At 27.4% G+C, this 25,489-nt stretch carries 22 protein-coding genes; all 22 read right to left on the reverse strand.

All coding sequences use genetic code 11. The features are described 5' to 3' along the window. Positions 1-133 precede the first annotated feature (133 nt). Positions 134-1,615 (reverse strand): NlpC/P60 family protein, encoded by a 1,482-nt coding sequence (locus WAO56_RS11560; protein ID WP_422144213.1) that lies wholly within the window; start codon positions 1,613-1,615, stop codon positions 134-136. Between the two features lie 218 nt (positions 1,616-1,833). Continuing rightward, a complete protein-coding gene (locus tag WAO56_RS11565; protein ID WP_422144214.1) occupies positions 1,834-3,183 on the reverse strand; it encodes a L,D-transpeptidase family protein in 1,350 nt (449 codons plus the stop codon). Between the two features lie 11 nt (positions 3,184-3,194). Then, positions 3,195-4,007 carry a pyruvate, water dikinase regulatory protein gene (locus WAO56_RS11570; protein ID WP_422144215.1) on the reverse strand — a complete coding sequence of 271 codons (813 nt, stop codon included), beginning with the start codon at positions 4,005-4,007 and terminating at the stop codon, positions 3,195-3,197. A 15-nt stretch (positions 4,008-4,022) separates the two neighbouring features. Further along, positions 4,023-5,531 carry a glycine--tRNA ligase subunit beta gene (locus WAO56_RS11575; RefSeq protein WP_422146370.1) on the reverse strand — a complete coding sequence of 503 codons (1,509 nt, stop codon included), beginning with the start codon at positions 5,529-5,531 and terminating at the stop codon, positions 4,023-4,025. Further along, positions 5,521-6,276, reverse strand: coding sequence for a DNA repair protein RecO (gene recO / locus WAO56_RS11580; protein ID WP_422144217.1), 756 nt, complete (start codon positions 6,274-6,276; stop codon positions 5,521-5,523). The genes WAO56_RS11575 and recO overlap by 11 nt, the downstream gene beginning before the upstream one ends. Continuing rightward, entirely contained in the window at positions 6,276-7,160 is an 885-nt protein-coding gene (gene era, locus WAO56_RS11585) for a GTPase Era (protein WP_422144218.1), read from the reverse strand. Before era ends, recO begins: the two co-directional genes overlap by 1 nt. Before the next feature lie 2 nt (positions 7,161-7,162). Beyond that, positions 7,163-7,558 (reverse strand): cytidine deaminase, encoded by a 396-nt coding sequence (cdd, locus tag WAO56_RS11590; protein ID WP_422144219.1) that lies wholly within the window; start codon positions 7,556-7,558, stop codon positions 7,163-7,165. A gap of 2 nt (positions 7,559-7,560) precedes the next feature. After that, complete coding sequence (locus tag WAO56_RS11595; protein WP_422144220.1) at positions 7,561-8,289, reverse strand: diacylglycerol kinase; 729 nt, start codon at positions 8,287-8,289, stop codon at positions 7,561-7,563. Next, positions 8,279-8,740 carry an rRNA maturation RNase YbeY gene (gene ybeY / locus WAO56_RS11600; RefSeq protein WP_422144221.1) on the reverse strand — a complete coding sequence of 154 codons (462 nt, stop codon included), beginning with the start codon at positions 8,738-8,740 and terminating at the stop codon, positions 8,279-8,281. The genes WAO56_RS11595 and ybeY overlap by 11 nt, the downstream gene beginning before the upstream one ends. Continuing rightward, positions 8,709-9,707, reverse strand: coding sequence for a PhoH family protein (locus tag WAO56_RS11605; protein ID WP_422144222.1), 999 nt, complete (start codon positions 9,705-9,707; stop codon positions 8,709-8,711). Before WAO56_RS11605 ends, ybeY begins: the two co-directional genes overlap by 32 nt. A gap of 86 nt (positions 9,708-9,793) precedes the next feature. Next, entirely contained in the window at positions 9,794-14,044 is a 4,251-nt protein-coding gene (locus WAO56_RS11610) for a PolC-type DNA polymerase III (protein WP_422146371.1), read from the reverse strand. Positions 14,045-14,056: 12 nt separating this feature from the next. Next, positions 14,057-15,106, reverse strand: a complete 1,050-nt coding sequence (gene ispG / locus WAO56_RS11615; protein WP_422144224.1) for a flavodoxin-dependent (E)-4-hydroxy-3-methylbut-2-enyl-diphosphate synthase — start codon at positions 15,104-15,106, stop codon at positions 14,057-14,059. A 9-nt stretch (positions 15,107-15,115) separates the two neighbouring features. Continuing rightward, positions 15,116-16,120, reverse strand: coding sequence for an RIP metalloprotease RseP (gene rseP, locus WAO56_RS11620; RefSeq protein WP_422144225.1), 1,005 nt, complete (start codon positions 16,118-16,120; stop codon positions 15,116-15,118). Between the two features lie 18 nt (positions 16,121-16,138). Further along, complete coding sequence (locus WAO56_RS11625) at positions 16,139-16,912, reverse strand: phosphatidate cytidylyltransferase (RefSeq protein WP_422144226.1); 774 nt, start codon at positions 16,910-16,912, stop codon at positions 16,139-16,141. Continuing rightward, positions 16,912-17,643 carry an isoprenyl transferase gene (locus tag WAO56_RS11630; RefSeq protein ID WP_422144227.1) on the reverse strand — a complete coding sequence of 244 codons (732 nt, stop codon included), beginning with the start codon at positions 17,641-17,643 and terminating at the stop codon, positions 16,912-16,914. The genes WAO56_RS11625 and WAO56_RS11630 overlap by 1 nt, the downstream gene beginning before the upstream one ends. 8 nt (positions 17,644-17,651) lie before the next feature. Beyond that, complete coding sequence (gene frr / locus WAO56_RS11635) at positions 17,652-18,209, reverse strand: ribosome recycling factor (RefSeq protein ID WP_422144228.1); 558 nt, start codon at positions 18,207-18,209, stop codon at positions 17,652-17,654. Position 18,210: 1 nt separating this feature from the next. After that, positions 18,211-18,924: a UMP kinase gene (gene pyrH / locus WAO56_RS11640; protein WP_422144229.1), complete on the reverse strand. Its 714-nt coding sequence runs from the start codon at positions 18,922-18,924 to the stop codon at positions 18,211-18,213. 305 nt (positions 18,925-19,229) lie between these two features. After that, positions 19,230-19,901, reverse strand: a complete 672-nt coding sequence (gene tsf, locus WAO56_RS11645) for a translation elongation factor Ts (RefSeq protein ID WP_422144230.1) — start codon at positions 19,899-19,901, stop codon at positions 19,230-19,232. A 71-nt stretch (positions 19,902-19,972) separates the two neighbouring features. Further along, complete coding sequence (gene rpsB / locus WAO56_RS11650) at positions 19,973-20,761, reverse strand: 30S ribosomal protein S2 (RefSeq protein ID WP_422144231.1); 789 nt, start codon at positions 20,759-20,761, stop codon at positions 19,973-19,975. Between the two features lie 134 nt (positions 20,762-20,895). Further along, positions 20,896-22,956 (reverse strand): type I DNA topoisomerase, encoded by a 2,061-nt coding sequence (topA, locus tag WAO56_RS11655; RefSeq protein WP_422144232.1) that lies wholly within the window; start codon positions 22,954-22,956, stop codon positions 20,896-20,898. A 20-nt stretch (positions 22,957-22,976) separates the two neighbouring features. Continuing rightward, positions 22,977-24,041 carry a DNA-processing protein DprA gene (gene dprA, locus WAO56_RS11660; protein ID WP_422144233.1) on the reverse strand — a complete coding sequence of 355 codons (1,065 nt, stop codon included), beginning with the start codon at positions 24,039-24,041 and terminating at the stop codon, positions 22,977-22,979. A gap of 8 nt (positions 24,042-24,049) precedes the next feature. Continuing rightward, the gene (locus WAO56_RS11665) at positions 24,050-25,465 is read right to left on the reverse strand and encodes an FAD-dependent oxidoreductase (protein ID WP_422144234.1); all 1,416 of its coding nucleotides are present in this window, start codon (positions 25,463-25,465) and stop codon (positions 24,050-24,052) included. Positions 25,466-25,489 lie beyond the last annotated feature (24 nt).

Here is a 25,489-nt window from a genome sequence, read left to right on the forward strand (position 1 = left end):
AAGGATTATGTTATGTTTTCATAAGTTTAAGTTTAAAGGTTTTGAAAATGAAATAGCGGCTCAAGCTTCTTAGCTTGAACCGCAAATATTATTATTTTCTTCATCAACACTATTTGACAAAGAGCCAAATTATTTAGTCTATTATTCTTCTTGCTGTTACATAGTTATTAACATAATAATTGGAATTAATATCATCTACTTTAACTCCTGTTGCAGGAGTAGAAGCATGTACCATTTTTCCGTTTCCAACATAAATCCCAACGTGACTTATATTCTTTCCGCCAGAAGTAGCGAAGAATAATAAATCTCCAGGTTTTAGATTGGATTTTGATACTTGATAGCCGTTAGATGCTTGTGCAGCAGAATTTCTGTGTAAAGTTATACCTGCATGTGTTTTATAAAGATAATATGTTAGTCCTGAGCAGTCAAATCCTGTACTTGGATCTGCAGAGCCGTATACATATCTAGATCCTACATAACCATAAGCGCTATTTACTATTTTGTTTATTGTACTAGAATCTGTTTCTACAGTTTCATCAGTATTTGTTTCTTTATTATTTTCTTCATTTTTTATTTCAGTATCTGATATATATGACTTAGCGATATAACCAGTTAATCCGTTATAAGAGATTTTAACCCAACCATTTGATTCAGTACCGGTAACTTTAGTACCAGCAGGTATTACCGTTAAAACTTTAGAACTAGTGTTATTATTTTCTCTTAAATTTAAAGGACTTTTAACCCAACCAGTTAATGTATTTCCTGTATCATTTTGTTCTTCTTCAGTATTAGGACTATTTTCTGGAGTTTCTGGTGCAGGGGTTTCTTCTTTTTCTGGAGCCTTTATTTCTGTATTAGAAATATAGTCTCTAGAAACATATCCTTCTTTACCTTCAAACTCTATTTTAACCCAACCATTTGATTCAGTGCCTGAAATTTTAGACCCTACAGTTAATGTACCTATTATATTTTCAGCATCAATTTTTGCACTGGAACGTACATTTAAATTATGTGAAATCCAACCTTCTACAGGTAATTCAATAACCTTTGCTTCGTTAGTTTCAATTTTCGGAGTACTAACTGTTGTATTTTCATCTGATAACGAACTTTCATTTTCATTAACAACTACAGTTTCTACTTCTGAATTAACATTACTTTCAATATTAGAATTATTATCTACATTTGAATTAGCATTTTCAGAATTAGTTGTTTTAGAAGTATCTACAGTTTTTTCTCCAGAAAGAGAGATGTTGCTTTCTTCTATTGCTTTTGTTTCTACTGGATTTTGAACTACAGTAGAGTTATTTTCATTTGAAGCATTACTTATTTGTGAAGTTTGTTCTTCTTGAACATTTGCTGAATTATCCTTTTTAGAAACTTCATAAATAGTATTATCTAATGCTAGTTTTATAGTTTCTATATTTTCTTTTTTATTATTTTTATTATTATCTATTATTTTATTAATATCTTCTTCTTTATAGTCTGAAATACTCTCTACATAATTTTTAGGTGCTGACTTTAAAACATCACTTAAAGTTTCATTACTTAAACCAACTACTCCTAAAGCTATTAAAGATACAAAGCCTAGTGATGCACCTAATTTCTTCTTATTCATAATTTAGTATCCTCCCAAGTTGTACACTATTATAAATTCTAATAGACTATAGTTCAGAAGTCAATGAAAGTTACAAATTAGTTACAAAAGTATTACAAAAAAGTTAAATTTGTAACTTTTTAAATATTACTATCTTACTTTATATATGTTTATTATTATATGAACTAGAAAATTATGTACTAGAAATAGAAAAAGGTGATTTGAAAATCACCTTTTAGCTAATATATTATTACCGGAGTACCTTTTTCAATATTATCATAAAGTTTACTAACTTCTCCTAAAGGAGTGTTAATACAACCATGACTACCTGCTCTTGTTTTGTATCTTTGTCCTCCAAAATTTCCATTTTGCCAATAAGCATCATGTATTCCTACACCTGTATAATCGATTTGTAACCAGTATTGAACCCAACTTTCATATTTACTTCCATCTAAATTACTACCACGTAGGAATCTATTTCTTTCCTTAATCCAAACATTCCAAACTCCTTTAGGTGTATCATAAACACCGTTAGGTTGGCCGGTAACTACAGGAGTATCTACAATTACATTTCCATCTTTATAAAATATCATTCTTTGATCTGCAATACTAATTTCTACATAGGTATTTCCAATTTCTCCATTATTTGGGGATTTATGAGTATAAACTAAATCAACTACTTCTGAATCTCCTTCTGATAAGGCATTGAAAATAGCATCTGTACTTTTTTCTAAATTTATTTGTATCCCATAATTCCCGCCAGGAACAGTTACCTCACTACCGGCATATGTTGTAAATTTTCTTTCTTTATTAAGATTATCATATTTATTTTTTAATTCTATAACGTAATTTTTTACTTTTTCATAGTCTAGTTTGGCTTCATTTTCGTTAATGAAGATTTCCATATCCTCTAACTTTATTAATGAATCATCATGGATTTTTATGGAAAGATTTCTTTCTAACAACTTATTTAGAAATTCTGTTCTTTCCTCTAAATCTTTTTTAAATACTGTTGGCTTAACATATTCATCTTTTAAGGTTATTTCATTAATAGAGTTTAAATAGGAACTTTCAATAGTACTATATAGCTTTTCTATATCTAAGGTATTTCCTAACTCTTCTTCTTTAATAATATAATTGTTATTTTCTTTAATAATTTCTGCATTAATCGGCTCCTTCATGTTTTTAGTTAGGTCCGAATCTTTTATCCAAGAGTTTAAATTTTCTGTATTTACCGCTTTTTCTACAGGGTTAATATATTCATGCTTGGAAAATATTTCAATTGGCCAAATAAATGAATTTTGTTTTATCTCCGTATTCTCTTTATAGTCAGCAACAAAATTTAGTTCTGTAGGATCTAAAATATATTCTTCATTATCTTTAGCATAAATTTTAATTTTATCTAAGGCTATATTGGAAAATAAAGTATCTATTTGTTTAAAAGGAACTTTATTATCGTTTAAATAGGTATTTGGGTAGGTGTATTTTGAAAATACATATATACCAGCTAAATACACTAAAACCAATAAAAATAAAATGGCAATTAATAACTTTTTAAATATACTTTTTTTCTTTACTTCTTCCGTCATTATTTCTCCTATTAATTTGTATTTCTATTCTGATCAATTATTGTAATTATATCGGATGTTGTTTCTTCAATGGTTTTTGTAGTTACATCAATAACTCTACAACCGATTTTTTCATATAAATCTAAGGCAAAGCTCAATTCATTTAAAATTCTATTTTCTGATGAATACTCACCACCTGACATAATGCCCATTAATCTTAATCTTTCATTTCTTATTTCATTTAATTTGTCTTTATTTATTATTAGTCCAATTATTTTTTTTGGATCTACTTGAAATAATTCCTCAGGTGGATTAATTTCCGGTACTAAAGGAATATTACACACCTTATAATTTTTAAATGCTAGATTAAGAGACAATGGCGTTTTTGAAGTTCTAGATATACCTATTAGAACTATATCAGCTAATTTTATACCACGAGGGTCTTTACCATCATCATACTTCATAGCAAAATCAAGTGCTTCAATTTTTTCAAAATAATCTTCACTTAAGGTTCTGGTTAAACCTACTTCTCGTTTGGCTTTTTGATTAAAGAATTTTTCAGCTGCAGTTAAAGGAACTTCAAATAGGTCTACTACAGTATAATTTCTTTCAGCAGCCTTTTCTTTTAGATATTCTAAGATATCTTCTCTTATAATTGTTGAATAAATTAAATTTTCTCCTGTTAATTCATTAAACATTTCATCTATTTCTTCATAAGTTAAAATATCAGGATACCTTAATATACTTACCCCTTCTAAATCAAAGTGTACCTTTATGGCATTTGTCATTTGAATAGCTGTTTCGCCGGTAGAATCAGACACTATTATTAAATTTTTATTACTCATCTTCTTCTCCTTTTGTTAATATTTCATGAATTTTTGAAATATTATCTGGATATTTTTTATTAAATTATCTATTGACTTGTATTGGAAATTTTTATTAATAAGTTCTTCTCTATATTTTGACAAAATAAAACTTTTAATTTCATTTTTAAGAACTTCATAATCCACTACTATATTATTATATTTTATATAGGTATATATTAAATCATTAATGATAACTGAAAGATTTAAATCCCACTTATTGTCTATGATTATATTTATAACCCCACTTGCTTTTCTCCTAATATCAGTCGTTTGATATAAATTATCTTTCATATTTAAAGTATTGTAAATAAAAACATTAGCAATTGAATCTAACTTATCTGCAATGCTAAGTATTTTAGCCGAAGTAGTATCGGGCATTTTATCATAAAAAAATCTAGGTCTATAATACATATACATTGCGTTAGAAACTATATCATTAAAGCCATTTTCTTTGGCATATAAATATCCAATAATTCCTTTTAAGGCAGGCATTTCTTTTACAATATCCGTCGCAAGATCCAATTTACAAATATCTGCCTCTTGTTCAATGTTATTTATAGTGTTTTCTCCTACTTTTAAATAAGAACCTAATATTTTAGCAAAGGATTTAATTCTTAAGGTTTCATCGTATACTGTTCCTATTTCCATAGGTAATTTAGTATTTTTCATTTTATCTAGATAGTATTCATAACTAAATTCCATTGTTTTTTCATATTTTTTTAAAACTTCCAATAAAACATTAATTTTATCTAAATGAATATTACTAATTTTATTTTCATCATCAATATCATGTTTTTCAACTGAGAAAATAAAATATGGTAATAATGTATTTTTTTCATTTACTACTGGAAAAACATTACAAATGTCCAATAGAATTGCCACTAATAATTTTTGTGGATATTCTAGTAATTTATTATCGAAATTTTTTAAAATTGGATAAGGTAAATTATATGAATTAATATATTTTTCAATTAAATAATTTGAATCAAATAATACTCCACCATATTCCTTAGCCAATTTATTTGCTTTTGTAATAAAATAATTTCTCCGAACATCATTTTCTAAAATTATATTATTTTCTCTTAATAGGTCAATATACTCGTTAATAGAAACCATTTTATAAAATGTTATATTACTATCGACTTCATTAGAAATATTAAAATCTGTAAAGTCTAAAAATATATCATCTTTCATTCCCTGAATCCATATTATATAATCCTTTAAAAAATATGAAATTTCTAAATCTTTTATAGGAATGAAAAGTTTGTTTAATGAATCTATAATAATTTTTGAAATTTTATTGTTATTTACATCTATGGTATTAGCAATAATAAAAGAAAATAAAATTCTATTTTTACTATAATTAAACTTTACCTCATTATAATCAATATTATTTATTTCAAGATTTTTATTTAGTTCTTCTTTTAAATTTCTAATAACAACATCGTATAAATTATACGGTAAATTTTTTATTCCTATTTCAATTAAAACTTTATTGTCCATATGAACCTTTCCTATATAAATTAATAAAATTTAAAGCATTAAATTTATTAATTTCGAAAATATTTTTTATGCTATCTATCAAAATCCTTAATAAGAATAAATTGTCTTCATATTCTGTATCAGGAATAGAATCAATCCTAGAATACAATAATTTATTCATAAGTACGATTTGTGAAGAATTCAATTCATACATATTATAACCTTTTGTACAATTATAACAAAATAAAACTCCTTCTTTAGAAGAAAAATAATATTTTTTAGATTTAGTATCGCCACAATTGGTACATTTTGTAAAGTCTAATTTATATCCAGAATAAGCTAAAAACTTTAATATATACGCCAATATAAGCAAATAACTATTATTATTTTTTTTCTCTAAGTTATCCAATACTTTCGATGTTAAATCATAGATTTTATCTTCAACAAAGTACATTGGAAAAACTTTTTCTAATATTTCAATAATAATATTACCATATAGTATTTTTAAATTGTTTTTTCTTAAATTATATCTAGTTGAAATAAGTTCAAAATCAATTAAATATACATATTCTTTTGAAACATATATATTTAAAAATACTTCGCTAAATAAGTCTAATTGACTAGAGTTATTTAATGAATTATATTTATTGTCCTTATAAATTAGATCAATTCTACCAAAATCCTTTGAAAAAACCTTAATGATTTTATTTCTTTCTTTTATATCAAAAGAATTTAGTACAATTGCTCTTGTTTCATTATTTTGCATTATTTATATCCATATTCTGACAATCTAGAATTTACATTCCTCCAATCAGGATCAATTTTCACCCATAATTTTAAATTAATTTTACTTTCAAGAAAATTTTCAATATCTATTCTAGCATCAGTACCAATTTTTTTTATCATTTTCCCATTTTTACCTATAACCATTCCCTTATGAGATTTTTTTTCAACTATAATAGTAGCATAAATATCGTATATATTTTTTTCTGTTCTATGTTTTAAACTATCAACAACGACATTTATACCATGTGGTATTTCTTCACTTAAATAAATTAGGGCTTTTTCTCTAATTATTTCAGAAACAATTTTTTTAACTGGTTGGTCTGTAATTTCATCTTCGTCATAGTACATAGGACCTTCAGGTAAAAGTTCATACACTGCATTAAAATATTCATCTATGTTTTTGCCACTTACTGCAGAAACAGTAATTATTTTTTTGAAAATGTCATATTCTTTATATAGGGTAATAACCTCTTCTAAATCTTCTTTATTTAATAAATCTATTTTATTAATAACTAATATAATTGGAGTTTCTATATTTTTTAAAAAATTTAAAATATATTCTTCATTTTCTCCAATAATTTTACTATTGTCAACTATATAAGTCACAATATCGGCATCGTTTAAACTTTCTTTTGATACTTTTAACATATATTCCCCTAATTTATTTTTAGGTTTTTGTATACCAGGAGTATCTAAAAAAATACACTGCATATTTTCAGTTGTATATATCATCTTAATTTTATCTCTTGTCGTTTGTGGCTTATTGGAAATTATTGATAATTTTTCCCCCATAATATGATTTAAAAATGTAGATTTTCCTACATTTGACCTTCCAAGTACTGTTATAAATCCAGATTTAAACATTTTTATCTCCTTAAATCCTCTGGTCCAAAGCTATAAGGTAATAGCTCATCCAAAGTAAATATTTTATATTCTATTTCATTATTGGCAACAATTATTCTACACTCTTTCGTTGCAAATTCCTTTATAACCTGCCTGCATACCCCACAAGGAAAAGTGAAATCACTAGATCCTACTACGACAATTAATTTGATTTTACTTTCTCCTTCGCTAATTGCCTTAAATATAGCTGTTCTTTCAGCACAAATAGAAGGAGAGTAAGCAGCATTTTCTATATTACATCCAGTATAAATATTATTATCTTCTGTAACGACAGCAGCCCCCACTTTAAATTTAGAATAAGGAACATATGCTAATTGTCTTGCTTGACAAGCTAATTGAATAAGTTTTTTTATTTCCATAATTATAATCCCGCTAATAGTTTAAATATAATAGTAGCTATTAAAAATCCTGTAATTCCACCAAATATTACTTCGGAAAGGCTATGAATTTTACCTTCTACTCTTGACTCAGCTACTAGAAAAGCTAGTAAATAACTTAAAATAGAAACTAAGGTATTATTCGCTAAAAAAACAATAATAGTTGCTAAACAAAAAGCTAAAGCTGAGTGTCCACTTACTGTCCCTCCTTGGAGATGAGTTCCCTTTCCTTTGTAAAAAGTACTTTTTAATATTAGAGTTATTAATATTACAATTACTAAAGCAATAAAAGTTAAGTGTACTGGTGATTTTTTTATTTTAAATACACCTATTTCAGTAATACGTATAATTCTATCGTAAAATATAAAATATCCTACAAATAAAGAATTTAGAGCTGTTACTAAAACGGCACCTGCTCCTACGTCTTTAGCAATTTTAGCTCTAGGCTCATAGTATTCATATATTAAATCTACAATTTTTTCAATAGTGGTATTTAATAATTCTGCTAAAATAACCAAAGTAATAGTAATACATAAAAGAGCCATTTCTAATCTTGTTAAATTAAAAAAAAGACTTAGTAGTGCTACAACTATAGCCATAAATACATGACGTTTAAAATTATTTTCATTTTTAAAAGCATATATTAAACCATCAATTGCATGATTAAAACTCTCTATTATATTATTGTTTTTAAAGTTCTTGTTATTTTTCATTTCTAAAAATTCCTATTTTTCTAATAGCTTCCTTTTCTTTCCCTCGCATTATAACTGCATCTTTATCTTCTATATGATCATATCCTAGTAGATGAAACATGGAGTGAACTACTAGGTAGATAATTTCTCTTTCTAAGCTATGTCCAAAATCTAAAGATTGTTCCTTGGCTTTTTCAGTCGAAATAATAATATCACCTAAGGGAATATTTATATTTTCAATAAAAAAATCAATATCTAAAGGGAAGGACAATACATCTGTTGGGGTATCAATATTACGAAAGTCCTTATTAATCTGTTGAATTTCATCATTATCAACAAAAGATAGTGACACCTCGACATTAGTAGAGTATTTTTCAATTTCTAAACAAGTTAGAATTGCTTTTTTTATATTTGAAATTAAATCATCGGAAAGTGTTAATTTATTTTGTTTGTTGTTTATTAAAATTTCCATCTTTATTTTCCTTTAAATCAAATTTCTCATAAGCATTTATAATTTTTTGTACTAGAGGATGTCTTACTATATCTGTAGATTCAAAATCCATAAATGCGATTCCCTCTATATTACGTAAAATATTACTAGCATTCTTTAATCCTGATTTTTTTCCTCTAGGTAAATCTATCTGAGTTATATCTCCTGTTATAATGGCTTTAGAACCGTAACCAATTCTAGTTAAGAACATTTTCATCTGTTCATTTGTAGTGTTTTGAGCTTCATCTAAAACTATATAGGCATTATCTAATGTTCTCCCCCTCATATATGCTAAAGGGGCAACTTCTATTAAGCCCTTTTCAACTAGTTTTAAATATTGTTCATAACCAAGTATTTCAAATAAGGCATCGTATATAGGTCTTAAGTAAGGATCTATTTTCTCTTGTAAATCCCCTGGTAAAAAACCCAAACTCTCCCCTGCTTCTACGGCAGGCCTAGTAAGCACTATTCTATCTACCTCATTGTTTTTGAAAGCTCTAATTGCCATAGCCATGGCTAAATATGTTTTTCCTGTACCGGCTGGACCAACTCCAAATACAATATCATTATTTAAAATATAATCTATATATTGTTTTTGTCCTAAAGTTTTTGGTTTAATTGGTTTTCCTCTTGCTGTTGTACAAATTATATAGTTAAGAAGGGTTTGAGAAATTCCATTTTTACCCTTTTTTATCATATTGATCAAATACCTGATTTGTTGTTCTGTAATATTGCCATCTTTTTCAAATAGCTCATATAATTCAATTAATAAATTATAAGCAGCACTAGCATAATTATTATTTCCAACTATTTTAACACCATTTCCATATAAAGATAATTTAACATTTAATTCTTTTTCTATTAACTTAATTTTTTCTTCTAAATTGTCAAATAATATATTTACAAATTCTTGGTTTGTAACTTCAAATTCAAATTTAGTATTTTTCATATATTCTCCTCTTGTATATTCTATTCAATTATAGCATAGAAATAGTACATAATTAAATAAAAAGATGTTGAAATTACAACATCTTTTTATAAGAAGCTCAACTGGTTAGACTCTGGTAACCCCTGTAATACTCCGTGGTTTCTTAAAGACTCTACAGCAACTTTATTAATTTTAGTTCTTTTTACTAAATCTTGAATAGAAAGAAATTCATTTTTATTATATTCGTCGTATATTGCTATTGAATGAGCATCTGATACTCCTTCAAGTCCTCTAAAAGGAGGTTGAATACTTCCTTTTTCCAAAACTTTAAATTTCAATTTATCTGATTTTTCAAAGCTAACAGGACTAGCTTTTATTCCCCTACAATACATTTCCTCTGCTACTTCTAATACTGTTAATGTACTATTGTCTTTTGCCGTAGCTGAATATCCAAGCTCTTTAATTTCATTAATTTTTTTTCTAATTGCATCTAGTCCTTCATAAATAATTTGTCCAGGATAATCTGCAATTTTTGTAGTAAAGAAAGTTGAATAAAAAGCTTCAGGATAATGAACTTTAAAATATGCTATACGATAACTCATTAAAACATAAGCTACAGCATGGGCTTTAGGAAACATATACTCAATTTTTCTACAGGAATCAATATACCATTCAGGTACATCGAATTGTCTCATGTAATCCTCTGTTTCTTCATCAAGTAAACGTCCTTTACGAACAGTTTCCATAATTTTAAAAGATCTTTTGTTTTCTAGTCCTTTTTGTATTAAATAAGTCATAATATCATCTCTTGTACAAATTACTTCCTTAAGAGACGCAATATTATCCCTAACTAAATCTTGGGCATTATTAGTCCAAACATTAGTACCATGTGACAAACCAGATATTCTAAACAATTCTGATATAGTTGTTGGCTCAGTTTCTACCAACATTTGTCTAACAAATTTAGTACCAAATTCTGGAATACCTAAAGTTCCAACTGGCGTATAATCATAATCTTCAGTAAAGTTTAAGGCGTCATTAGATCTGAAAATGCTCATTGTTTCTTCATCATCAAAAGGAATGTTAAGAGGATCTATACCTGTAATATCACTTAACATTTTAATTATTGAAGGAACATCATGGCCAAGTAAATCCAATTTTAAAATCCTACCACTAATTGCATTATAGTTAAAGTGGGTAGTAATAATATCGGAATTCATATCATCAGCAGGATGTTGAACTGGACAAAAATCATATATTTCCTTATCTTGAGGAACTATCATGACTCCACCAGGATGTTGTCCTGAAGTTCTTTTTATTCCTACGATTCCCCTTTGCAATCTTTTTAATTCAGCATTAGGAATATTTAAATCATTTTCTTCTATATATTTCTGTATATAGCCATAGGCGGTATTATCAGCAATAGTACCAATAGTTCCTGCTCTAAATACCTTATCTGAACCAAAAAGTTCTTCAGTGTATTTATGAACAATAGGCTGATATTCTCCTGCAAAGTTTAAATCTATATCCGGTTCCTTATCTCCTTCAAAGCCAAGGAACACTTCAAAAGGTATATTATGGCCATCTTTAATATATTTTGTTCCACAAACAGGACAAATTTTATCAGGTAAATCTATACCTGAACCTATATTAATGTCATCAATAAATTCACTATGCTTACATTTAGGACATCTATAATGTGGTAACAATGGATTAACTTCCGTAATACCTGCCATAGTTGCAGCGAAAGAAGAGCCAACAGATCCTCTAGATCCTACTAAATATCCATCATCATTTGATTTCCACACAAGTTTTTGCGCTATTATAAATAAGACCGCATAACCATTTGAAATAATCGAGTCTAGTTCTTTATCTAAACGGGCCTTAACGTATTCAGGTATTGGGTCGCCATATAAAGAAATTGCTTTATTATAGGTAATATCTCTAAGTTCTTTATCAGATCCTTCTATAACCGGTGGAAATGTTCCGTCTGGTATAGGTTTAAATTCTTCAATTAAATCCTTTATTAAATTTGTATTTTTTATTACTATTTCTTTAGCTTTTTTCCTGCCTAAAAAATCAAAGGAATTTAACATTTCTTCTGTTGTTCTTAAATATAGAGTCGGTTTAAATTCCCTTTCATGCTTTGCAAGTGGTTGAGAGAATTTAACAATATTCCTTAAAATATAATCTTCTGGATAAATATAATGTACATCTCCTGTTGCCACTACAGGAATATTATATTTCTCGCCAATACTACATATTTTTTCTATATATTTTTTTACTTGATTTATATCTTTAATTTCACCTTCATGAATTAATTTTCCATAGTTTTCAGGAGGTTGAACTTCAAGAAAATCAAACTTAGTTGCAATTTCTTCAATTACAAAGTCTGGATAATCCTTCATAATAGCTTTAAATAATTCACCATTATGATTTCCGCTTCCTATTATAAGACCTTCTTTATATTCTTCAAAAAGAAATTCCGGTATGCCAGGAGATCTATTGAAATAGTTTAAGCTTGACTCAGAAACCAATTTATAAAGATTTTTTAAACCAGTAGGATTTTTTGCATATATTACCCCATTAAAAGATTCGTTTTTATAAATTGACCATTCTGTATTTAGATTATTTATATCTTCATTAAAACTTATATTTTGTTCCTTTAGTTTTTTTATGATTTCTAGAAAAATCTCTGCTGTAGCTTGTGCATCATCACAAGCTCTATGATGATTTTCAAGAGAAATATTTAAATGTTTTGCTATAACATTTAATTTATGTTTCTTCAATTCAGGAAAGACAGACCTAGATAATGCAACTGTATCAATATAGGCATTTTCAAATTGAATATTTTGCAATCTACAATTTTCTCGTATGAAACCAACATCAAAATCTGCATTATGGGCAACTAGTGTTGAGTTTCCAACAAAATCCATAAATTCAGGAAGAACTTTATCGATATTAGGTTCATGAGCTACCATACTATTAGTTATTCCTGTTAATTCAATAATTTTTTCAGGAATTGTAATATTAGGATTTATTAATTGATTATATTTTTCTACTATTTTATTCTTTTTAACTTTTACAGCACCTATTTCAATAATTTTATCATTTATCCTTGAAAATCCTGTAGTTTCAATGTCAAAAACTACAAATTCCTCATTATTGAATTTATTATGGAAGTCCGTAAGAATTCTAAGTTTATTTTTAAGGAATTTTGCATCAATACCATATAGGGGTTTAATGCAGTTCTCTTTAGCACATTGATCAACTTCAGGGTAAGATTGAACAACACCCTTATCTGTTATACCAACAGCAGTATGCCCCCAACTATTTAAAAGCTTCATAAGCTCTTTAACTTTTACAAATCCATCTAATGCACTCATTTGTGTAAAAAGGTGTAATTCAACTCTTTTTTCACTAGAATCGTCTGTTTTTTTATTCATCTTAAAAGGTTCAATACTATTAACATTAATTACATTTGATTTAGCAAAGTTATCATAGGTATATTTACCTTCAACTTTTAAACTTGCTCCAACTGTTATTAAATCTTCGAATTCACTATATTTTTTTGTTGTAAAAAAAGTTTTGCAGGTTACTGTTGAAGTATAGTCGCTTATGTCGTAAGAAAGTATTACATAGTCATTTTTTTTAGTAACTACTTTATTTAAATCTATAACCTCTCCAGCTACACAAATATAATCCCAATTATCACCTAAATCCTTTATTGGTGTTATAGGACTAGTGATTTTTCTACCATATCTATTTTTCTTATCTATTTTTTTATCGTTATTTGTATCATTTGAATTACAGTTTTGTTCACTATTAATTTTTGAAATAAATTCTTTACTAACCTTCTTTTCTTTAGATTTAACTAAAGATAAATGCTGTTGAGAAATATCTTCATTTTTCAAAGTATTAATCAAAACATTAGTATACTTATCGTCGTATTTATTAACGCTTTCTAATAGTAAATTTTCAACCTTATTTTCAGATAATAATTTTTTATATTTTTCTTCACAATAAATATTTATTGATTCACCAATTAAATATATATCGGATTTATTTACATTAATATTATTATTTTTTAAAAAATTAAAAACCAGCTCTTCAACATTAATATTTGTATTATTAACTTTAGCTTCTTCAAATTCAACTTTAATAGTAGAAAGATTTGGTAAAATTTTCTTTAAAATATTTTTTATTTCATTTTTATCATCAATATTTTCAACTTCTGAAAATAAAAAACTAATTTCGTCTTTTTTCTGATTATAATTAATCTTTAAAATAACAGGCTCGCAATTTAAACAATTGTTGATTTTTAATTTGTCTAGTAAAGTATTAAATTTTGATTCCATATTTACCTTCTATTACATTTTTTCTATTTCTACAATTAATTCTTCTAATAATTTTTTTTCTTCAACTTTCTTAATAATTTTCCCTTTTTTAAATATTAATCCTTGACCATTGCCTCCAGCTATACCAATGTCAGCTTCTTTTGCTTCTCCAGGACCATTTACAACACAGCCCATAATAGCAACAGTTAAATTTTTATTAATATTATTTAGGTAGTTTTCAGCTTCTTTTACAATACTTATTAAATCAATCTTTGTTCTTGCACAAGTTGGGCAGGAAATTATATTAATACCTTCTGTTCTAAGTTTTAAAGCTTTTAAAATTTCTTTTCCTACACGAACTTCTTCTTCTGGTGCACTTGTTAAGGAAACCCTAATAGTATCACCAATACCTTGACTTAATAAACTTCCAATACCAACAGCTGATTTTATTGTTCCAACATAAGAAGGTCCAGCTTCAGTAATTCCTAGATGCAGTGGATAATCCGTTAATTCTGAAATCTTTTTATATGATTCAATACTCATATTTACATCACTGGACTTCAAGGACAGTTTCATATTATAAAAACCTAAGGATTCTATAAAGTTTACCTCATCTAAAGCACTATAAACAATAGAATCAGAATTAACACCTTTATACTTATCTAAGTATTTTTGATGTAGCGAGCCTGAATTTACTCCAATTCGTATAGGAACATTATATTCTTCACAACAATGGGTAACTTCTCTAACCCTGTCCTTGTTTCCAATATTGCCTGGATTAATTCTTAAACAATCAGCTCCATTTTCAACTGCTGCGATTGCTAATTTATAATCGAATTGAATATCGGCAATAAAAGGAATATTGGTTTTACTTTTAATAATAGAAATTGCTTTTGCATCTTCTAAGTCATTAATTGCTGATCTGGAAATATCACAGCCATTTTTTTCTAATAATAAAATTTGCTTTACTGTTGAGTCTATATCTTTAGTTATTGTGTTAGTCATAGATTGAACAGTAATAGGTGATGAACCTCCAACAGGGACATCACCTACAAAAATTTGTTTTGTTAATTTTCTTTTCATTTTTACCTCTTAAAATAAAGCAACTACATCTTTGAAAGTTACTACAACAATAAGTGCTAAAAGTAATACTAATCCAACAAAATTTAGCATTCCTTCTTTTTCTGCTGGTAACTTTTTACCGGTTAATATTTCAATAATTATTAATACCGCACGACCACCATCTAATGCAGGAAAGGGCATAATATTAAAAACTCCTAAATTAATAGAAAGCATTGCTACTAGATTAAAAAAGGTCATTGCACCTTTTCTGGCAGAATCACCAATTAAAACAACAGTACCTACAGGACCAGCTAAATTATCGAGAGATAGTCTTCCTGTTATTAATTTATAAAGTGCATCTATTATTGCTGTTGAATAAAATTTAAAATCTTTAGCAGCACCTGTAAATCCTTGTAATATAGAAATGTTATCTGTACTGAAAGTCCTTCCTATTTGAATACCAATCAGATACTTCCCACTTTCATCTTTAGAAGGAGTTACTTTAATTTCTTTTTCCTTATTTTCAGACCTTATTAATAAATATATTTCTTCTCCATTTGATTCTGAAATATATTTTGTAATATCATCTGAATTCTTTACTTTTTTTTCATTGATTTCTAAAATAATATCATTTGCCTTAAGCCCAGCTTTCTCTGCAGGACTATTCTCAACTATAAAACTTATATTTGGTTGAGCAAACATGTTTACAAAAAATAAAATTACAAAACCGAGAATAAAGTTCATTATAACACCAGCTACAATTACAGCTAGTCTTTTACTTGCTTTTGCATTATTAAAGGCTTTTGGATCTTTTGAATCTTCATCTTCTCCTTCAATTGCAACATAGCCCCCTAATGGTAAAGCCCTTAAAGAATATTTAATATTATTTTTTTTCTTTTGAAGTAACTTCGGACCCATTCCTACAGAAAATTCATTTACTTTAATTCCTGATTTTACGGCAACAAAAAAATGTCCTAATTCATGCCAAAAAACCACTACTAAAAATACTGCTATTGCTATTACTATTGTTATCATTAAACCTCCAGATATTCATTATAAAAACGAATATATTAAATATATATATGGAGCAGTAAATAATACACTATCAAAACGATCTAATACTCCTCCATGTCCTAAAAATATTGTGCCATAATCTTTAGTATCTGATAATCTTTTAAATTTAGATGCACACAAGTCACCTATTTGAGATATTACTGAACCAATAGAAGCAATTATAATCAATTGCATCTTATTATCTAGTTTAAAAACTATGGCAAATATGTAAGTTAAAATAGCAGCTCCTATAACTCCACCAATTGCACCTTCTATAGATTTTTTTGGACTTAATTTTTCAATTAATTTATGTTTCCCGAAAACAGAGCCAACTAAATATGCAAAAGTATCTGTTCCCCATGAAGTAATATATACTAACCATATTAGCACAGAACCAGACAGTAGTATAAGTCTACTAAAGGATAATGTAATATAGGTTACTACAAAAATTTGTAGAAAGGCTGTCTTATGATCAAATAAATCAAAAAAAGTCATCATTATCATTACAAATAATGTATAAACTAATATTATACTACTTTCTATATTTGTATATCCAAAATATACAGTTAACAGCAGTAGTAAAGAAAAAATAAACGCTAACAAATAGTTAGGTTTATATTCTAATTTTTTCATAATATTAAAGAACTCATAAATGCCCACTAAAGATAAAAAAGCAGATAAAAATAATAAGTAGGTTTTTCCTAGTATAGTAAAACCAATTAAGACCGCTACTAACACAATTCCTGTTAAAGCTCTAATAATTAAATTTTTCATTATACTCCTCCAAACCTTCTATTACGATTTTGATAATCTATAATAGATTTAAATAATTCTTCTTCTTTAAAATCAGGCCATAGACAATCAGTAAAATATAATTCAGCATAGGCTGTTTGATATAATAGAAAATTACTAAGTCGTTTTTCTCCACCTGAACGTATAAGCAAATCAACATCTGGTTGATTTTTTGTATATAAATAATTTTTAAAAATATCTTCATTAAGATTATCTAAATTAATTTTTTCTAATTCTAAATCTTTAATAATATTTTTTGTAGCATTAATAATATCGTCCCTGCCACCATAATTTAAAGCAATATTTAAAACCATTCCCGTATTAGAACTTGTTTCGTTACAAGCCTTAATAATAGCATTTTTAGCTTTAGCAGGTATTTTTGATATATCTCCAAGAGTAATAACTCTAACATTATTTTTTTTCAATCTATCTAATTGTATTTCTACATAATATACTAATAAATCCATAAGAGAATTTACTTCTAACACCGGTCTTTTCCAGTTCTCAGTAGAAAAAGCATAAACACTTAAATATTTAATGCCAATATCACTAGCAACTTCTACTATTTCAACTACTCTTTTCATACCTTCTTGATGCCCTTTAAATCTTGGAAGAAATCTTTTCTTGGCCCATCTTCCATTACCATCTAAAATAATTGCAACATGTTTAGGTATATTATTTAAATCTATTTGGTTAAGTAAATTCTCTTGCATATTTTCTCCTAGATTTCCATTAATTCATCTTCTTTGGATTTTGTAATTGTATCAATTTCTGCAGTATACTTATTGATTATATCTTGGATTTCTTGTTCACCAGTTCTTAAATCATCTTCAGATATTTCTGAATTTTTTTCTAATTTTTTTATTGTTTCCATTGCTTCTCTTCTACTATTTCTTAAAGCAACTTTAGCGTTTTCTGCATATTGTCTAACTAATTTCGCTAAATCTCTCCTTCTTTCTTCAGTTAATGCTGGAAAAGGAAGTCTAATAATTTTTCCGTCATTTGAAGGAGTTATTCCTAAGTTTGATTGTAATATACTTTTTTCTATTGCTGACAGAGTTGAAACATCCCATGGCTGGATTGTTAAAAGTCTTGCTTCAGCAACTGTAATAGTAGAAACTTGATTTAATGGAGTTTGTGTTCCATAGTAATCTATTGATAAATTATCTAATAAAGCAGGATTAGCTCTTCCAGCTCTAATTGTTTTTAAATCCTCTTTATAAGCATTTATTGTTTTTTGCATTTTTGTTTCTAAGTTTTTTAATACATCGGTATACATATTAATCTCCTTTCACTTTAGTTCCAATATCATTTCCACAAGCTACTTTTACTAAATTATTTGGATCATCAATTCCAAAAACCACTACTGGTATTTTATTATCCATACATAAAGAAGTTGCTGTTGAGTCCATTATACCCAAGCCTTGGTTAAGTATATCTATATATGTTAATTCTTTAAATTTAACTGCATCATCATATTTATTAGGATCTTTATTATAAATTCCATCAGTGCCTGTTTTACCTAGTAAAATTACATCTGCATTTATTTCAGCAGCTCTCAATGCCGCTGTTGTATCTGTTGAAAAATAAGGTAGGCCAGCACCTGCTCCAAAGATGACTACTCTATTTTTTTCAATATGTCTAATAGCTCTTCTCCTAATATATGGTTCGGCTACTGCCTTCATTTCAATTGCAGTTTGAACTCTTGTATCAACTCCTAAATTTTCTAGTGATGCTTGTAATCTTAGGGCATTAATTACTGTACCTAACATTCCCATACTATCAGATGTTGATCTGTCTATTTTTTCAGATGAGCGTCCTCTCCAAAAATTTCCCCCACCAACTACAATTGCTATTTCTAAACCTAATTCATGTACTTCCTTTATAGATTTACATATATTATCTATAACATCATCATCTAGTCCATGACCTTTGCCACCTGATAGGGCTTCTCCACTTAATTTTATTATTGCTCTTTTATAGGCTAAATCCAAATTTTTCCTCCCGTACTAATCTTTTATAAATACGAATAGTTAACTTATTCTAAATTAAAATTAAATCTTTATCTTTAATATCATATCATTTACAACTTACTTTTTCAACAGAAATAAGTTTAGGAAATAACTGATTTATGCAGTTTTAAACAAATAATATAAATTTAAGATAGAAGATTATTTAACTTTTTATTGTGATTTATTATGTTATGTATAATTCATTTTATTAAATATTTTCTATAAACCGTATTATAAAAAAGTAGACATAATTTTATGTCTACTTTCTATGTTTTATTTAATTAAAATTATTTACCCATTTGTTTAGCAACTTCTTCAGCAAAGTCTTCTTCTTTTTTCTCTAAACCTTCTCCAACTTCATATCTTATAAATCTACGAATTTTAATATTTTCACCAATTTTTGAAATAAGATTATTTAATAAAGTTTGAACATTTATACTAGGGTCTTTAATATAAGCTTGGTCTAGTAGACAAATTTCTTCATAGAATTTACCCATTCTTCCCTCTACTTTTTTCTCTGCAATCATTTTAGATTTTTCAGGATCCATTCCCTTAGCAGCATTTTCGTTCATAGCTTGATGAATTAAGAATTCTCTTTCCTTTGCTACTTCTGCTTCTGGTACATCTTCTCTTGAAACATATTTTGGAGATGAAGCAGCTACTTGCATAGCAATATCTTTAACAAATTGTTTAAATTCATCGTTTTTAGCAACAAAATCAGTTTCAGAGTTAACTTCAACTAATGCAGCTATTCTACCTCCATGTATATAAGCTTCTACTAAACCTTCAGAAGCTAATCTACCAGCTTTTTTAGAAGCACCAGCAAGTCCTTTTTCTCTTAAAAGTTCCATTGCTTTTTCCATATCTTCATTAGCTTCTTGTAAAGCTTTTTTTGCATCCATCATACCAGCACCAGTTTTATCACGTAATTCTTTAACCATTGCAGCTGTTATAGCCATTAATATTCCCCCTTAAAATTTATAATAAATCAGAACAAAAGGTAAGAGATAAATTCCTCTTACCATTTTAATTATGAGTTAATTTCTTCTGAAGCTTCTTTAATTTCTTCTTCAGTAACTTCTTCTACCTCAGCAGTTTCTTGAGTTTCTTCTTTAACTTCAACATCATCATGTTGAGCACCTTGATTAGCTTCAATTACTGCATTTGCTACAACTCCTGTAATTAATTTTACAGCTCTTATAGCATCATCATTACCAGGAATTGGAATATCTACATCATCAGGATCTGTATTTGTATCTACTACTCCAACTACAGGTATGCCTAAAATATGTGCTTCATGTACTGCTATTTTTTCTTTCTTAGGATCAATAACAAATAGAACATCTGGTAAGCCATTCATATCCTTTATTCCACCTAAGAATTTTTCTAATCTATCTTTTTCATGTCTTAATTGAATTACTTCTTTTTTTGGTAAAACAGCAAATGTGCCATTTTCTTCCATTTCTTCTAATTCACGAAGACGTCTAATTCTACTCTTTATAGTTTTATAATTTGTAAGCATTCCACCTAACCATCTTTGACTAACGAATGGTTGACCTGATCTTTTTGCTTCTGTTTCTATAGCTTCTTGAGCTTGTTTTTTTGTACCTACAAATAATACTTTACCACCATCTGCTACTATATCTCTTATATAGTTATAAGCTTCTTCAATTTGTTTTACAGTTTTTTGTAAATCTATAATATAGATTCCATTTCTTTCTGTAAAAATAAATTTTTCCATTTTTGGATTCCATCTTCTAGTTTGATGTCCAAAATGTACACCTGCTTCTAACAGGCTTTTCATTGATACTACTGCCATTAATTAAATCCCTCCATTGTTTTTTTACCTCCATTTACTTCAACTTAATTAAGTACTATTAAGCAACTCTTAATTAATCCGTAAATGTGCGTATTCCTCAAGTATAATACCATAAAAGTATTATTTTTACAAATTTATTTTATATAGTCACATTTTTCATTAGAACATTTAATTTCATCAACTTTTCTATTTTTCTTATGAACTAAGATTGATTGACATTTAGGACATTTTTCGTTAATCGGTTTATCCCATACAGCAAAATCACAATTTGGATAATTACTACAACCATAAAAAAGCTTACCTTTTTTAGAGACTTTTTCTATTATTTCCCCACCACATTTAGGACATTTGACTCCAGTTCCCTTAATTATAGCTTTGGTATATTTACAGTTAGGAAAGCCTGAACAACCAATAAATTCCCCATTACGTCCATGTTTTATTACTAATTGTGAACCACACTCAGGGCAAAACTCATCAATTTTTTTATCTTCAACTTTATAGGTATTAGTATCTGATTTTGCCTTTTCTAAGTTTTCTTCTAAACTATCATAGAATTTAGAAACGGTCTTTTTCCAATCTAAATCATATTCTTCAATCTTGTCTAACTCATCTTCCATTTCAGCAGTAAATTTCTTATTTATAATATCACTAAAATATTTTAATAAAAAGGAATTAACATTTTCACCTAATTCTGTAGTAAAAAATTTCTTCTTGTCCAATTTAACATAATTTCTTTTTAAAAGACTGCTTATTATAGAAGCGTAAGTACTTGGTCTTCCAATACCATCTTCTTCTAAAGTTTTTACTAGAGAAGCTTCAGTAAATCTTGCTTTAGGTTTTGTAAAATGTTGAGTTTTATCAATTTTACTTGTATTGATCTTCTCGTTTTTTTCAACAATTGGTAATAGAATATTCTTATCTTCTATAGAGTAAATAATAGTAAAACCTTTAAATAATTCAATATTACCATTTGCTTTAAAAATAAAGTTATTATTTAATAAAGTTAAATTTGTTGATTCATATTCAGATTGAGTCATTTGACTTGCAACTACTCTATTCCAAATAAGTCTGTACAATTTATACTGATCATTATTCAAATAATCCCTTAATGATTCAGGTGTTCTTATAATAGAACTTGGTCTTACAGCTTCATGTGCATCTTGAGAGCCTTTTTTATTTTTTCCATAACTATTACCTTTAGAAGCATATTCATTACCATATTTATTTTTTATATAGGCTAAAGCTTCCTTAATAATTTCATTTGAAATTCTAGTGGAATCGGTTCTCATATAGGAAATTAAACCAACATTTCCTTCATTTCCAATATTAATACCCTCATATAATTGTTGTGCAACAGACATGGTTTTAGATGCAGAGAAACCTAATTTTCTATTTGCATCCTGTTGTAAAGTACTTGTAGTATATGGAGGATATGGATTTCTTTTTTTCTTAGTCTTTTTTATATTTGTAACTACAAAATTATCAATATCTAGTAAATCAATAATCCTGTCTGTTTCATCAATATTTTCTAATTCTTTTTTTACTTCTTTTCCTTCAACTAACTCACCGTAAAAAGATGATTCAAATTCAATTTTATCTTTTATATGAGTGGCTTCTATTGACCAATACTCTTTAGGAACAAATTTCCTTATTTCCTCTTCTCTTTCACATAGTAGACGTAAGGCCACTGATTGTACTCTACCGGCACTTAATCCACTTTTTACTTTTTTCCAAAGTATTGGGGATATTTCATATCCAACAAGTCTATCTAAAACTCTTCTAGTTTGTTGAGCATTTACTAGATTCATATCTATTTTTCTTGGATTTTTAATAGCTTCTTTTACAGTAGCTTTTGTAATCTCATTAAATTCAACACGATTTTTTTCATCAGGATCTAATTCTAGCAAATTACTAAGATGCCAAGAAATAGCCTCCCCTTCTCTATCAGGGTCTGTAGCAAGATATATTTTTTCAGATTTCTTTGCTTGTTTTTTTAATTCTTTTATTATGTCACCTTTTCCCCTAACGTTAATGTATTGGGGTTCAAAGTTATTTTCTATATCGATTCCCATTTTGCTTTTAGGAAGATCTCTTAAGTGTCCAACAGAAGCTACTACCTTATAATTGCTTCCTAGCATTTTTCCAATAGTTTTAGCTTTAGTTGGAGACTCTACTATTACTAAATTTTTTGCCAACTGTATTTTCCTTTCATAAATTAAGTTGTGGAAAATTTTCCACCTTTTAATTCAATAATATAACCATTAAGCTCAAGTATTGTCAAGACTACATTAATATTATCTATTTTAATTCCAGTTATAATAGATAGCTCATTAGCGTTCTTAGGCTCCCTTAACAACTCCTTGTAAACAAGTTTTTCTTCATTACTTGTAAACTGAATATCTTTTTCATTTTTTGTAATACTCTTATATTCAATCTCTTCAAGTATATCATCAATTGATATTAATATTTTAGCCCCATCTTTTATAAGTAAATTAGTGCCCTTACTGTAAAGGCTATTTATATTACCTGGAAGTGCGAAAACTTCTTTTCCTTGTTCAGCAGCATAATTTGCAGTAATTAAAGTTCCGGATTTTTCCTTTGCTTCAATAACAACTACTCCCTGTCCAATTCCGGAAATTATCCTATTCCTATATGGAAAATTATATCCTAAAGGTTGTGTGCCTAATGGATATTCAGTAACTATTGCACCATTTTTTACAATTTCATTGTAAATTTTATAATTGTTTTTAGGATATATAATATCTATGCCATTTCCTAAAACAGCTATTGTTCTATTATTATTTTTTAACGCAGCTTCATGAGCGATTTTATCTATCCCATATGCAAGACCTGAAATAATTGGAATATTATAGTATGAAAGTTCGTTTGCAATCTTAGTACATGCCCAAGAACCATAACTTGTACATTTTCTGGCACCTACAATAGAAATACCTAATGAATCTTCTTTCATTAAAGTTCCTTTATAATATAAAATTAACGGATAATCATCAATATACTTTAAATTTTTTGGATAGTTATCCTCTCCGTAAAAAGCAATATTAATTTTTAATTCCTTAAGTCTTTCAAAATAACCATTAATATTAAAGTTAATATTACTGACTATTTTATTAACTGTTCTTTTATCAATATTGTCTACTTCATATAATTTTTTATAATTTTCTTTAAAATCTTTGTAGGAATCAAACAACTCTAAAACTTTTAAAATATTCTTATTTGAAATTCCTATTGCATTTAAAAATAAGACTATATTTTTATTCATAATATCAATTAATTAATTTCCTTTAATTCCTTCATTAGTTTAAATCTATCTACTCTATCTATGTTTTTTATTTCTATATCGGTTCTATAGTCTAAATTAACATTTTTATTCTCAAGTATTTCTTTAATTTTAGGTTTACAACGTCTTCCTTGACACATTCCCATACCTGCTCTTACTCTCCGCTTAATTGCATCGATTGTATTAATTGGTATTGGTCTATTGAAACATTCCATAATTTCTTCTTCTGTTTTTTCTTCACAAATACATACTAAATCATTTTTATTAATATTATCTTTATTATAGTTACCATAGCCTTTTCTATATGGATTAAAAGATTTGTTTTTTTCTAAAGGTAAGCCCTTGTTTTTTAAAATTTCAACTATATATTCTGCAATTGCAGGAGATGATGTTAATCCTGGAGATTGAATCCCTGCTACATTAATAAAGTTTTTTATGGAGCTTTCCTCTATAATAAAATCATCATTATTTGAAATTGCTCTAAGGCCAGAGAATGTCCTTATTATTTTATTAATATTAATTTTATCAGTAACTAGTAAGGATTTTTTATAAATTTCTTTTAATCTATCTGAATCTGTATTAAGATTAGCGGTGTTTTCATCTAAAGCATCAGGACCTATTATTAAATTTCCATATACTGTTTTTGAAACCAAAATCCCTTTACCTAATTTTGTAGGCATTTGAAAAAGCACCTTATTGATTTTTTCTCCTTCACTTTTATCAAAAACAAAGTATTGTCCTGATCTAAATTTTAAATTAAAAGAAAAGTCCCCTAGCATATTAGCAATTTTTTCTGCTCCTAAACCAGCAGAATTTATAAGGATTCTACTTCTATATTCTGCATCATTTGTTACAACATTAAAATAATCATTTTTCTTTTCAATATTAATAACTTCTTCATTTAAAAATAACTGTATACCATTATCTATTGCATTTTCCATTAATGCTATAGTAAATTCAAAAGGAGAGCAAATACCGGCTCCTTCACAAAATAAAGCGTATTGGAAATTTTCATTAATATTGCTTTCCATTTTTTGAATTTCTTTTCTATTAACTATTTTTAAATCATTTAAACCATTTTTAATTCCATTTTCTTCTAGTTTTTTTAAACTGTCCAAATCTTCTTCTGAATCAGATAATACTAAAGATCCTGTTTTATAATATCCAAAATCCAATTCTTTATTTAATTGTTCAAATTTCTTTCTTCCCTTATAACAAATTCTTCCTTTTAATTTTGTATGATCTTCAGCATAACCACCATGTACAATAGCAGAATTTGCTTTACTTGATCCCATACAAACGTCAGGTTCTTTTTCAATAACGCCTATATCTAACTTATATTTTGAAAGCTCCCTAGCTATATTAGCGCCTACTACCCCAGCTCCAATTATTAAAATATCAAACATAATAACCTCCTTTTACTATTATAT

The organism is Miniphocaeibacter sp. (genome assembly GCF_049276255.1).
Lineage (GTDB): Bacteria > Bacillota > Clostridia > Tissierellales > Peptoniphilaceae > Miniphocaeibacter.

What these genes read in the sequence shown, in the direction of transcription:
- WAO56_RS11595 (WP_422144220.1), bottom strand. Translation starts at nt 8,289, where the DNA reads ATGAAAAATAACAAGAACTTTAAAAACAATAATATAATAGAGAGTTTT.
- tsf (WP_422144230.1), bottom strand. Translation starts at nt 19,901, where the DNA reads ATGGCTATAACAGCTGCAATGGTTAAAGAATTACGTGATAAAACTGGT.
- WAO56_RS11630 (WP_422144227.1), bottom strand. Translation starts at nt 17,643, where the DNA reads ATGCAAGAGAATTTACTTAACCAAATAGATTTAAATAATATACCTAAA.
- dprA (WP_422144233.1), bottom strand. Translation starts at nt 24,041, where the DNA reads ATGAATAAAAATATAGTCTTATTTTTAAATGCAATAGGAATTTCAAAT.
- recO (WP_422144217.1), bottom strand. Translation starts at nt 6,276, where the DNA reads ATGCAAAATAATGAAACAAGAGCAATTGTACTAAATTCTTTTGATATA.
- WAO56_RS11560 (WP_422144213.1), bottom strand. Translation starts at nt 1,615, where the DNA reads ATGAATAAGAAGAAATTAGGTGCATCACTAGGCTTTGTATCTTTAATA.
- WAO56_RS11605 (WP_422144222.1), bottom strand. Translation starts at nt 9,707, where the DNA reads ATGAAAAATACTAAATTTGAATTTGAAGTTACAAACCAAGAATTTGTA.
- WAO56_RS11625 (WP_422144226.1), bottom strand. Translation starts at nt 16,912, where the DNA reads ATGAAAAATTTAATTATTAGAGCTTTAACAGGAATTGTGTTAGTAGCG.
- WAO56_RS11665 (WP_422144234.1), bottom strand. Translation starts at nt 25,465, where the DNA reads ATGTTTGATATTTTAATAATTGGAGCTGGGGTAGTAGGCGCTAATATA.
- ybeY (WP_422144221.1), bottom strand. Translation starts at nt 8,740, where the DNA reads ATGGAAATTTTAATAAACAACAAACAAAATAAATTAACACTTTCCGAT.
- WAO56_RS11610 (WP_422146371.1), bottom strand. Translation starts at nt 14,044, where the DNA reads ATGGAATCAAAATTTAATACTTTACTAGACAAATTAAAAATCAACAAT.
- frr (WP_422144228.1), bottom strand. Translation starts at nt 18,209, where the DNA reads ATGTATACCGATGTATTAAAAAACTTAGAAACAAAAATGCAAAAAACA.
- WAO56_RS11575 (WP_422146370.1), bottom strand. Translation starts at nt 5,531, where the DNA reads ATGGACAATAAAGTTTTAATTGAAATAGGAATAAAAAATTTACCGTAT.
- cdd (WP_422144219.1), bottom strand. Translation starts at nt 7,558, where the DNA reads ATGGAAATAAAAAAACTTATTCAATTAGCTTGTCAAGCAAGACAATTA.
- rpsB (WP_422144231.1), bottom strand. Translation starts at nt 20,761, where the DNA reads ATGGCAGTAGTATCAATGAAAAGCCTGTTAGAAGCAGGTGTACATTTT.
- WAO56_RS11565 (WP_422144214.1), bottom strand. Translation starts at nt 3,183, where the DNA reads ATGACGGAAGAAGTAAAGAAAAAAAGTATATTTAAAAAGTTATTAATT.
- era (WP_422144218.1), bottom strand. Translation starts at nt 7,160, where the DNA reads ATGTTTAAATCTGGATTTATAACAGTACTTGGAAGGTCAAATGTAGGA.
- WAO56_RS11570 (WP_422144215.1), bottom strand. Translation starts at nt 4,007, where the DNA reads ATGAGTAATAAAAATTTAATAATAGTGTCTGATTCTACCGGCGAAACA.
- rseP (WP_422144225.1), bottom strand. Translation starts at nt 16,120, where the DNA reads ATGATAACAATAGTAATAGCAATAGCAGTATTTTTAGTAGTGGTTTTT.
- ispG (WP_422144224.1), bottom strand. Translation starts at nt 15,106, where the DNA reads ATGAAAAGAAAATTAACAAAACAAATTTTTGTAGGTGATGTCCCTGTT.